This is a genomic window from Aquibium carbonis, from assembly GCF_003970795.1.
Lineage (GTDB): Bacteria > Pseudomonadota > Alphaproteobacteria > Rhizobiales > Rhizobiaceae > Aquibium > Aquibium carbonis.
On sequence record NZ_RWKW01000077.1, the window covers coordinates 1 to 11,925 of the forward strand.

Genomic DNA, 11,925 nt, shown 5'->3' on the forward strand with positions numbered 1-11,925 from the left:
GCTCTTCCGATCTCATCGTCCGCGCGCGCACCACCTCGCCGCCGGCGCCGGCACGGGCTCGCGAAGCGTCGCGCGGCGGCGCGGCCGGCTCTTCTCGTGCGACCGGTTCTTCATCGCTCCCGTCTCGGCGTGCCGGCAGGGGTGCCGGCTCGGCGAGGATCTCCACGCGCACGGTCCGTTCGGTCGGGACGGGCGCCGTCGGTTCCGGCGCGAGCCGCAGGGCGACCGCCAGCAGGAGAAGGTGCAGCAGCACCGACGCCGCCAGCACGCGCCAAGGGCTCCGGTGGCTTTCCGGCGCACCCGAACGTCTCACCCTGTCGTCGTCGATCGAAATCCCGGCCATGCAGTCTCCGGGAATCATGGCCGTCCCGGCGCGTCCCGTGCGGTCCCCGTCTTCGGCGACGACATGGGCAACGATGCGGCGAAAGCCGACGTTTTCCGGTTTTGCTGGATGTCGTTGTGACCGAGGTCGTCCTCAAGCGTTGGACGGACAACCTCCATAGCAACGACATCTAGTCGGCCTCTTCGCCCATGCTGGCGAAATCGGCGTCGATCCGGCAAACGATCCCGGTCACGTCAAAGGAGACCGTCACGTCCGAGCTGACGGTTCCGGCCAGGCCAGCCTTGATCAGCCGCGTCCCGGCGCCGTTGCGCGACGGCGGCGAAACCGGCGGCCCATCCACTTCCCGCCACACCAGCGTGAAACGGCGGGTGTCCTCGTCGCCGGCCACGTCCCAGGTGACATGCACGCGGCCGTTCTCGTTCGACAGCGCGCCGTATTTCACCGCGTTGGTGGTCAGCTCGTGCAGGATCAGCGACAGGGACAGCGCCGATCGGGAGGCGATCTCCACGGGAGGCCCCTCGATCCTGAAGCGCTGCAGGCTCCCATGGTCATGGATTTCGGCGGTCGTCCGCGCGATCTCGCCGACCGAGGTCAGCCCGGTCGTGCCGGTGATGAGGCTCTCATGCGCGCGCGACAGGGCCTGAAGGCGCCCGGCGATCGTCGAGCCGGCCGTCGACAGGTCGGTCGAGGCCCGGATCGTCTGGTTCACGATCGCCTGGACCATGGCGAGCTGATTCTTCAGCCGGTGGCCGAGTTCGCGATGGCGCAGCGACTGCATGCGTTCGGCCTCGACCTGTTCGGTCACGTCGTGGCCCTGTACGAAGATGCCGCTCACCTCGCCGTCTTCGCTCAAGATCGGCTGGTAGATGAAGTCGATGTAGCGCTTGCTCGGCGCCGCCTCGCCGGCCTGCCGCAGCATCACCGGCACCTGCTTGCCGATATAGGGCTCGCCCGAGGCGTAGACCGCGTCGAGGAGATCGATGAAACCTTGTCCCACCACCTCGGGAAGGGCCTCGGCGACCGTCAGCCCGACGAGTTCGCGGCCGCCCACGAGGTCGGTGTAGGCATCGTTCGCCTGAATGAAGGTATGGGCGGGGCCCGCAAGGACGCCGATGAAGCCGGGCGCCTGCTTGAACATGTCGCGCAGCAGTTCGCGCTCGGCGTTGATCGCCTGGTTGTCGGCCTGCACCTGGCGGGCGCGGTGCAGGACGCCAGCCTCGACGAACAGTTCGTGCGCTCCGCGCTCGCGAAGCCGCTGCAGCTCCGTCACGTCCACCGTGTGCTGCAGGATGTAGCGGAATACGCCGTCGCGGTCGAAGATCGGGGTGTGCGTGGCGCTCCAGTACCGCATGTTCGGCGGCTGGCCCGGTTCCGACGTGTCATAGGGAATGACCGCGATGTGGTCCTGCTCGTGGTTGGCGAGCACCTTGTCGAGGGAACGGCGCAGCAGGCGGTAGCTGGCGCTGTCGGGCGAACTGGGAAAGGCGTCGAACAGATACTGGCCCACGATCTCGTTGCTACTCGCCCGGCCCACCTCCTTCAGGTAGGCCCGGTTGCAGCCAACGATCATCAGCGCCTCGTCGAAGATGACGTAGGCGTTGGGCGACGCGTCGAAAAGCGCGCCCAGGTCCAGCGCGTGGAGATCGGCATTTCGAAACAGGCTGCGTCTCCAGGCATCAAACGATGGTGACGTTCGACCTTAGTCGCGAGTCGCGTCCGGGTCCATGCTGACGAAACGTCAACCGCTGCAATAAATGTTCGTCCAGGCGGCCGGCATCCGTCCGCAGTCAGCGCGCGGGGGTCCAGAAGCCCTCGTGCACCACGGCGGACTCCTCGGAGAGCATCGGCCCGACCACGTCGACCCTGCGCTGGCCGGCATCGAAGATGGTGCGGCAGGGCAGGTCCATCGTCAGGTTTTCGGGGTCCGGCCCGATCAGGTCCTTCAGCGCCTTCTCGCTCATGCCGTGGACGACGCGGCCGACGCCGGCCCAGTAGACGGAACCGGCGCACATCGCGCAGGGCTCGGCGCTCGTGTACATGGTGCAGCCGGACAGGTATTCGGCGCTGAATTTCAGCGACGCCTCGGTCATCAGGTTGCGTTCGGCGTGGCCGGTGCGGTCGCCCTTCGTCCCGCAGGTGTTCATGGCCTCGAGCAGCACGTTCCCGTCCGGATCGGCCAGCAAGGCCCCGAACGGATGGTCTCCCCGACCCCGCGATTCGCTTGCAAGTTCGATCGTGCGACGCAGGAGTTCCGTATCGCGGTCGGTGCTGATCGGCATGAAAGTCCCCCTCTGTTCGACGAAATCGTAGCGCGACCGCGCACCGGTCGCAAGCGTCTCTGAGCAACGAATAGGCAGCCGCACCGTCTGCATAAATGATGCGCAGCCGTCTCCGTCTGCTGCTCAAGAGCGCGGCAGCGAGCCGCGACGCGCCGTCGAAAGCCCCGGTTTTCCGGCATGTCGGAAACTGGCACGGCCCGTGCATGGTCTGTCGCGAGTAGAAGCGGTCAGGGCGGAAAGGCCCGGGACATTGCTCGGCACCGATGATCTTGCTGGCCAAGGGCATGACATGCCGCTTCTGACTCCGCCTGCCGAATCGCAGCCCGAACCACGTCCGCCGTCCGCTCGTCGCGGGCGCCGGCAAGCTGCGTCGGCGACCAATCTCTTCAAAAGGGGAATTCCGGAATGCTGAAATCCATCGCTCGTATTCTGCTTGGCGGCACGCTTGCCGCAACGGCCGCGATCACGGCCGCACAGGCGGCCGACAAGGTCGTCTACCAGCTCGACTGGCTTCCCGGCGGCGACAAGGCGCCCATCTATGTCTGCATCAACAAGGGCTTCTGCGCCGACGCCGGCCTCGAGGTCAGCATCGAATCGGGCCGCGGCTCGTCCGAGGCGATCACCAAGATGGCGACCGGCGTGTCCGACATCGGCTCGGCCGGCATCGGGGCGCTGATGGCCGCCAAGGCCGGCGAAGGCGTGCCCGTCACCGCCGTCTACTCGATCTTCAACAAGGGCCCGCATGCCTTCTACACCATCAAGGGCACGATGGAGACGATCGAGGACGTGAAGGGCAAGACCGTCGCGACCTCGCCCTTCACCGAATCCAACGTCTACCTGCCGCTGGTGCTGGCCGACATCGGCCTGACCGAAGCCGACATCACCCTGACCAAGACCGATCCGGGCGCGCTCGGACCGATGCTGATGACCGGCGGCACCGAGGTCATCATCGCCTGGCTCACCGACGTGGCGCGATACACCGGCCAGGCGAAGGAAGCCGGCAAGGAACTCACCATCCTGCCGTGGTCGGCAGCCGGCCTCGAACTCTACTCCGCCTCGCTGCTGGCCTCCGACAAGTTCCTGACCGAGCGGCCGGACGTCGCCAGGCGCTTCATCGCCGCCTTCAAGAAGTCGGTCGAGTTCGCGAAGGACAACCCGCGCGAGGCCGCCGAGGCCGTGGCCGCGATCGTGCCCGAACTCTCGGTCGAGAACGTCGAGGGCTCGTGGAAGGATGCCAGCGTGCTGGTGTTCAACGAGGTGACCGAAAAGGATGGCCTCGGTGCGCTGGAGGCAAGCCGCCTGGCCGCGACGTGGGAACGCGTCTCGGCCGCGCAGGGGCTCGATCCGGCCAAGCTCGATCCCGAGTCGGTGGTCGACCGCAGCTTCATGCCCGGGAACTGACGTCATGAGCACCACGCCGCCCGCCATCGGCTTTTCCGGAGTCGGCCAGGTCTTCCGCACCGCGTCCGGCGCGCTGGAGGCGCTGCGCGGCGTGGACATGACCATCGGCCGCCACGAATTCGTGGCGGTCCTCGGCCCGTCGGGCTGCGGCAAGTCCACCTTGCTGCGGCTCACCTCGGGGCTGATCCGCCCGACCAGCGGAACCGTCTCGGTGTTCGGCCTGCCGGTGGCCGAGCCGCGTGACGACATCGGCATCGTCTTCCAGAAGCCGACGCTGCTGCCCTGGGCCAATGTCGAGGACAACGTCGTCTTCCCGGTCCGTCACAAGACCGGCCGGGGGACGGCCGAGGACCGGGCCAATGCGCGCGTGATCATCGAGAAGGTCGGCCTGGCGGGCTTCGAGGCGCGCCTGCCCGCCGAGCTTTCCGGCGGCATGCAGCAGCGCGTCGGCATCGCCCGGGCGCTGTTCATGAACCCCGACATCCTCCTGATGGACGAGCCCTTCTCGGCGCTCGACGCCCTGACGCGGGAGGAAATGGGCTTCGAGCTGCTGCGCATCTGGGAGGCGCAGCCCAAGACGGTGATGTTCATCACCCATTCGATCAGCGAGGCGGTGCTGCTCGCCGACCGCGTGCTCGTCATGAGCGAGCGGCCCGGCCACATCGTCGAAAATCTCGTCATCGACCTGCCGCGCCCGCGCGGCATCGAGACCAGCAACCAGAAGGCCATGCATGACTATGTCGGACACCTCCGCGGTCTCCTCCTCAAGCGCGCCGCCTGAAGCGGCCATGCCGGGCCGCTCCTGGTCGCAATGGTTCGTGCGGACGCCCGGCCTGCTGCCGGCCGCGACCTTCGTCGCGATCGTCCTCGTCTGGGAAGCCTCCTGCCGGCTGTTCGAGATTCCGTCCTTCGTGCTGCCGGCGCCGTCGCGCATCCTCGGCGGCTTCGACGCGGTCTCGACCAGCCGTTGGTTCGAGCATGTCTGGGCGACGCTGAGGGTCGCGCTGATCGGCTACTTCCTGTCGATCGCCATCTCGCTGCCCATCGCCATCATCCTCGCCCGGTCGGAAATCCTGTCGCGCGCGGTCTATCCCATCCTCGTCGTGGTGCAGTCGACGCCGGTCGTGGCGATCGCGCCGATCATCATCGTGGCGCTCGGTTCCGGCGATACGCCGCGCATCGTCATCACCTGCCTGATCACCTTCTTCCCGCTGGTCGTCTCCACCACCACCGGCCTGATGGCCACCCCGCCGGAGCTGATCGAACTATCGCGCAGCCTGCGCGCGCCGGTGATCCGCGAGATCACCCAGATCCGGCTCCCCTTCGCCATTCCCTACATCTTCTCGGCGCTCAAGATCTCCGTCACGCTGGCCGTCATCGGCGCGGTGGTCGCCGAGTTCGTCGCCGCCGACAAGGGCCTCGGCTACTTCATCCAGTTCTCCACCTCCATGTTCCAGGTGCAGCAGGCCTGGGCCGGGCTGATCGTCCTCGTGCTCCTGTCGCTCGTCCTGTTCCAGATCGTCGCCGCCGTGCAGCGCATCTGGTTCCCCTGGAGCCTGCCAACGGAGCGTGAATGACCGATTTCCTCATCAAGGGCGCTGTCGGCATCCTGACCGGCCTTCCGGGCGAGGCGGCACGCGCAGCCGGCGACATCCGCGTCACGGACGGCGTCATCGCCGGGCTCGGCGCGCTCCAGCCGCGGCCGGGCGAGAGGGTCGTCGACGCTTCCGGCGCCGTCGTCACGCCGGGCCTCGTCAATGCCCATCACCACCTGTTCCAGAGCGTGCTCAAGGCGGTGCCCGAAGGCATGAACGCGGCGCTCGCCGCGTGGCTGCGCATGGTGCCCTACACCTACTGGGACCGCATCGACGAGGAGGCGCTGCGCGTCTCCGCCACCATCGGGCTCGCCGAACTGGCGCTGTCGGGCGCCACCACGGTCGCCGACCACCACTACTTCTTTTCCGAGCGCTACGATTTCGATCCCTGCGACGTCCTGTTCGAGACGGCCGACCGCTTCGGCATCCGCTTCCTGCTCGCCCGCGGCGGCGCCACCAAGGCGCGCAGGTTCGACGGCGACGACATCACGCCGCTGCCGACCGAGCCCTTCGACACCATGATCGACCGCATCGGCGCAACCGCGAAGCGCTGGCACGACCCGTCGCCCAACGCCCGGCGCCGCGTCGCCTTCGCGCCGACCACGCCCACCTTCTCGCTCCACCCGGAGGAGCTGAAGCCGGCCGCCGCCGCGGCCCGCGCCATGGGCCTGCGCATCCACACGCATCTGTCCGAGAACATGGACTATGTCGACCACACGCTCGGCAATTACGGCCTGCGCCCGGTGCACTGGCTGGCCGGGCACGACTGGCTCGGCCCCGACGTCTGGTTCGCGCATCTGGTCGAATGCGCGCCCGACGAGGTCGCGGTGCTGGCTGAGACCGGGACCGCCATGGCGCACTGCCCGCAGGCCAATTCCCGCCTCGGCTCCGGCATCGCGCCGGCCGACGGGCTGCATGCGGCCGGCGGCATCGTCTCGCTCGCCGTCGACGGGGCGGCCGCCAACGAGGCCGCCGACATGGCCTCGGCGCTCTACCACGCCTTCTCCATTCACCGCGCCACCAAGGGCGTCACCGCCACCACCGCCGAGACCGTCCTGCAATGGGCGACGTCGGGTGGCGCCAAAGCGCTCGGCTTCGACACGATCGGCACGATCGAGATCGGCAGGCAGGCCGACATCGCCATCTTCGACCTCGGCTCGCCGCGCTATTTCGGCCAGCACGACCGCGTCCTGGGGCCGATCGTCTCGGGTGGCGACGCGCGCGTGCGCCATTCCTTCGTCGCCGGGAACCCGGTCGTCACCGACTACGCGCTGCCCTGGCTCGACATGGGCCAGCTCGCCGCCGACGCCGTCCGCGTCGTCGACCGCATCGCCCGCAGAACCTGAAAGCAAGAGGAGCCGACAGGGCCATCGTCCAGGGAGCGCCCGTCCCGAACGGAGCCACAACCGGAGTAGAAGCAGTCAACGCCCCCGGCAAACGGCACAAGGCGTCGGTCATTGCTCCCTTTTTCCAGCGGCCGCGGCCGCGATCGACAGAAACGGAGTACATCCATGGAACACACGGCACTCAAGAAGGACTACGGTCTGGCCGAACTGAACAAGGAAGCGACCTTCGGCGGCATGGGCCGGGAGAAGGCGCGCGAGGTCCCGCAGGTCGACCTGTCGGACTTCGAGAAGCGCAAGGCCGAGATCGCCGACCAGCTCTGGGAAGCCTCCACCGAGATCGGCTTCTTCCAGCTCGTCAACCACGGCATCCCGCAGAGCCAGATCGACGAGGCCTTCGAGTTCACCGAGAAGTTCTTCGATCTCCCGATGGAGACCAAGGCGAAGTATCCGCTCGAGAAGGGCACCAATTCCGGCTGGGAATACAAGGCGCAGGTGCGCCCCTCCACCGGCACCGCCGACAACAAGGAAAGCTACCAGATCACCCTGCCGCGCATGGGCAAGCTCTGGCCCACCGGCGAGGAGCTGCCGGGCTTCAAGGCGGTCATGCTCGCCTTCGAGCGCGCCAACTGGGCGCTCGGCATGAAGGTTCTGTCCTGCTTCGCCCTCAAGCTCGGCTTCGCGCCGGACTTCTTCACCGACGCGCACGACCCGATGTCGCCGGAATACCAGAGCACGCAGCGCATGATCCACTACCTGCCGATGCTCGACGCCAAGCCGGAGGACTTCACCGGCTGGCGCGCCGGCGCCCACACCGATTTCGACTGCCTGACGCTGCTGCACCAGCGGGTCGGCCAGGGCGGGCTGCAGCTCTGCCCGGGCAAGGAGGCCGTCGGCGGCGAACTCGAATGGACCGACGTGGCGCCGCTGCCGGGCGTGGTCACCTGCAACATCGGCGACATGCTGATGCGCTGGTCCGACGACCAGCTGCAGTCGACGCTGCACCGCGTGCGCATGCCGCGCCAGGACGAGTATCTCGGCCCGCGCTATTCGCTGCCCTTCTTCTGCCAGGCCAACAAGGATGCCGTCATCCAGGGACCCGGCAAAAAGTATGCGCCGATCACCGCGCACGACTATCTCCAGCAGCGCATCGCCGCCAACAGCCTCTGAGGCGATGATCCGGACGGCGGGCCTTGCGCCCGCCGTCCTTTATTTCAGCCGTCGCGATCTTGTTTGTTCCCGCGCAAAGAACAATCCCGGTCTTTCTCTATCCTTCACTCATCGACAACCGATGATCCGAAGGAGAAAGACAATGTTCACGCGTCGCCAGGCACTGATGGGAGTGGCGGCCGCCGGCCTTCTGGCCGCCCTGCCGCCGATGACGGCAATGGCCGGCGAGATCGACTTGTCCGCGCTGCCGCGCGAGCGGATCGCGCTCGTTGCGCCGCCCTTCGTGCATGCCCACGAACAGGTGTCGACGACCGGCCCGCGGATCATCGAATACACGATGACCATCGTCGAAAAGACCGTCGTCATCGACGACGAGGGGACCACGCTCCAGGGCATGACCTTCGACGGCTCGATCCCCGGCCCCATGATGGTCGTCCACCAGGGAGACTACGTCGAACTGACGCTGGTCAATCCCGAGACCAATTCCCTGCCGCACAACATCGACTTCCATGCCGCGACCGGCGGGCTCGGCGGCGGTGCGCTGACGCTGATCAACCCCGGCGAGGAAACCACCCTGCGTTTCAAGGCAACCCGCAGCGGCACCTTCGTCTATCACTGCGCCCCCGAGGGCGCGATGATCCCCTGGCACGTCGTGTCGGGCATGAGCGGCACCATCATGGTGCTGCCGCGCGACGGCCTCAAGGACGAGACCGGCCGGCCGCTGCGCTACGACAAGGTGTTCTACGTCGGCGAGAACGACTTCTACGTCCCGCGCGACGAGGAGGGCAATTTCAAGTCCTACGAGAGCCCGGGCGACTCCTATGCCGACACGCTCCCGGTCATGCGCGGCCTGATCCCGACCCACGTCGTCTTCAACGGCGCCAAGGGCTCGCTCACCGGCGACAATGCGATGACCTCGAAGGTCGGCGAGACGGTGCTGATCGTCCATTCCCAGGCCAACCGCGACACGCGGCCCCACCTCATTGGCGGCCATGGCGACTACGTCTGGGAGGAAGGCAAGTTCGACAACCCGCCGATGAAGGATCTCGAGACCTGGTTCATCCGCGGCGGTTCGGCGGGGGCGGCGCTCTACACCTTCCTGCAGCCGGGCATCTACGCCTACGTCAACCACAATCTGATCGAGGCGGTCGAACTCGGCGCCACGGCCCACTTCGTGGTCGAGGGCGAATGGAACGACGACCTGATGAAACAGGTCGCCGCACCCGGCCCCATCCCGGTGAACTGACACCGCGCCAACGGCCGCCCGAATCCCCGGGCGGCCAGGCCGACAGAACCCCCGTGCGGCCAGGCCGCCGGGCGTTCCGCCCCGGCCGCTCGTTCAGGAGAAGCATCATGCCCTGGCACGTCGCCGAAACGGCCGCGGGTGGCGTCGTGGCCGTCGCGCTCTCCATCGCCGCTCTCGCCGCCCACGGGTCCGATCGCGACACCGGCGCGGTCGCCGCGCCACCGACCGTGGTCATCGAGGCCACGCGCCTCGCCTTTCCCGAGCCGGGCGAGTTTCTCGTCGAGGGTCGCGCCATTCCCGCGCCGGTGCGCGATGTCGAGATCCCCGCCTTCGCCATCATGACGCACCAGGTCGGCCTCGCCGACTATGGCCGCTGCGTCGCCGCGGGTCGCTGCATGGCCGCCGATACGCAGGCACGCGCCGCCGCGGCCGACGTCCCCGTCACCGGCGTCAGCTATTTCGACGCGCTCGCCTATGCGGCCTGGCTCGGCGAGGCGACAGGCGCGACATGGCGCCTGCCTTCGGCGCTGGAGGCGGCCGCGGCAGCCGGCGAACGCTTCTCGGCAGAGACCTTTTCCGACGCCGCCGACGATCCGAAGAACCCCGCCGTCGCCTGGATCCGGCGTTACCGCGAGCAGGCCGCCAGCGTCCGTGCGCCGGAGCCCGCGGCAAGGCCGTTCGGCAGCTACGGTGTCAACTCGCTCGGCGTCGCCGATTTCGGCGGCAACGTCTGGGAATGGACCTCGACCTGCTATGTCCGGGTCGGCTTCGAGGCCGACCGCGTCACCGAACGCAGCCGCACGGAAAACTGCCGCGTCCACGTGCTGGAAGGGCGTCACCGCGCGATCATGTCCGATTTCGTGCGCGACGGCCGCAGCGGCGGATGCGCGGTCGGCACACCCCCCGACAATCTCGGCTTCCGTCTCGTCCAGGAGCCGGATCGACCGGGCCTCGTCGGCCGCATCCTCGGCCGCATCGCCGCCGTCCTCGATCGCTGATCCGGCTTTGCCAGGAGAGAGTTTGCGCCATGTCCGATCCGGTCGCTTCGCAGTCATCGGCCCCTTCGTCGCCGGATCGCTCGACCCTTCGCCGGCTGATCAGTTCCGGCGACCGCTCGCGCGACGGTCGCGGCCGCGTGCGCGACATGCCGCCGATCCTGCAATATGGGTTCAGGCCATTCTTCTTCCTCGCGGCGGTCCATGCGGGTCTCGCCGTTCCGGCCTGGCTCTGGATCTATCTGGGCGGCGGCGATCTGCCCGGCCCGTTCGCCGGGATCGACTGGCACGTGCACGAAATGCTCTTCGGCTATCTCGCCGCCGTCATCGCCGGCTTCCTGTTGACCGCGATCCCCAACTGGACCGGTCGGCTGCCGCTCAGCGGCTGGCCGCTCGCCGGCCTGGTCGCGCTGTGGCTCGCCGGCCGTGCCGCCTGCGCGTTCCTGGCCGATCCAGTCGCGGCGATGGCGGTGGATCTCGCCTTCCCCACCGTGCTTGCGCTCTCGGTCTGGCGCGAGGTGCTGGCCGGGCGCAACTGGCGCAACGCGCCGGTCGCCGTCATGATCACGCTGTTCGGCGCCGCCAACGCGCTGCACCACGCCGGCCATCTCGATCTCGTGCCGCAAGGGCTTGGAACCCGGCTGGCGCTCGCCGCCGCCGCCCTGCTGATGGCGCTGGTCGGCGGGCGCATCGTGCCGAGCTTCACGCGCAATTTTCTCGCCCGCGCCGGAACCCCATCCCTGCCGGCGAGCTTCGGCTGGCTGGACAAGGCAGCCCTCGCGGCGACCGGCCTGGCCCTCGCGTTCTGGGTCGCCGTTCCGGAGCACACCGTCACCGCCGCGGGCATGACGATTGCCGGCGCGCTGCTTCTCGTCCGGCTCGCCCGATGGCGCGGCCATCGCACGCTCGGCGAACCGATCGTCCTGATCCTGCATCTCGGCTATCTCTGGCTGGCGGCGGCCTTCCTGCTCTTCGGCGCGAGCATCGCCGGCCTTCTGCCGCAATCCTCGGCGCTGCACGCGCTGACCGCCGGCGCCATCGGCACCATGACGCTCGCCGTCATGACCCGCGCCAGTCTCGGCCACACCGGCCGAACCATCGAGGCGGACCGGTCTGTCCAGGCAATCTACGCGCTGGTCACGCTGGGTGCCGCGCTCAGGGTCGCGGCTCCGCTGGCGCCGGGCCAATACATCCCCCTGCTGGTCGCCGGCGGAACGTTCTGGAGCGGGGCCTTCCTCCTCTTCGCCATCCGCTACGCGCCGGTCCTGTGGGGCAAGCGGGTCGCGTGAACGAAGGCGGCGGGTTCGCCCGCACGTCGTCGCCTTGCAACAGGTGCGAGGTCGACGCCGAAAGAGGCGAATCGCCTGCCCGAATGTGGAAGAAATCGACCCTCAAGACCGGCCGCGAAAAAAGTTTCGTCCGCCAACCCGTTGTTTTCCTTTGCGTCCGTGGGCCGCTCGCCAGTCTCCCTCCGATTTTTCCATCCACGCACCCGCCGCCACGCGCATAATTCTCGGCAGTTCCTTCCGCGGGGCCACCGATCATGACGGTGA

11 protein-coding genes are annotated in these 11,925 nt (G+C 68.1%); 8 read left to right on the forward strand and 3 right to left on the reverse strand.

From position 1 onward, the window contains the following. The 3 genes from EJC49_RS19205 to EJC49_RS19215 form a co-directional block, all read right to left on the reverse strand. Positions 1–343: hypothetical protein (locus tag EJC49_RS19205; RefSeq protein WP_210211824.1), on the reverse strand; the 343-nt coding region annotated here is incomplete at its 3' end. A 169-nt stretch (positions 344–512) separates the two neighbouring features. Beyond that, a complete protein-coding gene (locus EJC49_RS19210) occupies positions 513–2,003 on the reverse strand; it encodes a sensor histidine kinase (RefSeq protein ID WP_342635364.1) in 1,491 nt (496 codons plus the stop codon). Positions 2,004–2,130: 127 nt separating this feature from the next. Continuing rightward, positions 2,131–2,622 (reverse strand): nucleoside deaminase, encoded by a 492-nt coding sequence (locus tag EJC49_RS19215; protein ID WP_126701557.1) that lies wholly within the window; start codon positions 2,620–2,622, stop codon positions 2,131–2,133. 405 nt (positions 2,623–3,027) lie between these two features. Between EJC49_RS19215 and EJC49_RS19220 the strand changes: the two genes are divergently transcribed. The 8 genes from EJC49_RS19220 to EJC49_RS19255 all read left to right on the forward strand — a co-directional run bounded on the left by EJC49_RS19220 (position 3,028) and on the right by EJC49_RS19255 (position 11,661). Further along, a complete protein-coding gene (locus EJC49_RS19220) occupies positions 3,028–4,023 on the forward strand; it encodes an ABC transporter substrate-binding protein (protein ID WP_126701558.1) in 996 nt (331 codons plus the stop codon). Between the two features lie 4 nt (positions 4,024–4,027). After that, positions 4,028–4,804: an ABC transporter ATP-binding protein gene (locus EJC49_RS19225; RefSeq protein WP_126701559.1), complete on the forward strand. Its 777-nt coding sequence runs from the start codon at positions 4,028–4,030 to the stop codon at positions 4,802–4,804. A 7-nt stretch (positions 4,805–4,811) separates the two neighbouring features. Next, a complete protein-coding gene (locus tag EJC49_RS19230) occupies positions 4,812–5,600 on the forward strand; it encodes an ABC transporter permease (protein ID WP_245453477.1) in 789 nt (262 codons plus the stop codon). Then, the gene (locus tag EJC49_RS19235) at positions 5,597–6,964 is read left to right on the forward strand and encodes an amidohydrolase family protein (protein WP_126701561.1); all 1,368 of its coding nucleotides are present in this window, start codon (positions 5,597–5,599) and stop codon (positions 6,962–6,964) included. Before EJC49_RS19230 ends, EJC49_RS19235 begins: the two co-directional genes overlap by 4 nt. A gap of 165 nt (positions 6,965–7,129) precedes the next feature. After that, the gene (locus tag EJC49_RS19240; RefSeq protein WP_126701562.1) at positions 7,130–8,131 is read left to right on the forward strand and encodes an isopenicillin N synthase family dioxygenase; all 1,002 of its coding nucleotides are present in this window, start codon (positions 7,130–7,132) and stop codon (positions 8,129–8,131) included. A gap of 142 nt (positions 8,132–8,273) precedes the next feature. Beyond that, entirely contained in the window at positions 8,274–9,377 is a 1,104-nt protein-coding gene (gene nirK / locus EJC49_RS19245; RefSeq protein ID WP_126701563.1) for a copper-containing nitrite reductase, read from the forward strand. Positions 9,378–9,484: 107 nt separating this feature from the next. After that, a complete protein-coding gene (locus EJC49_RS19250) occupies positions 9,485–10,375 on the forward strand; it encodes an SUMF1/EgtB/PvdO family nonheme iron enzyme (RefSeq protein WP_126701564.1) in 891 nt (296 codons plus the stop codon). A gap of 29 nt (positions 10,376–10,404) precedes the next feature. After that, positions 10,405–11,661: an NnrS family protein gene (locus tag EJC49_RS19255; RefSeq protein WP_126701565.1), complete on the forward strand. Its 1,257-nt coding sequence runs from the start codon at positions 10,405–10,407 to the stop codon at positions 11,659–11,661. The last annotated feature ends 264 nt before the right edge of the window (positions 11,662–11,925 follow it).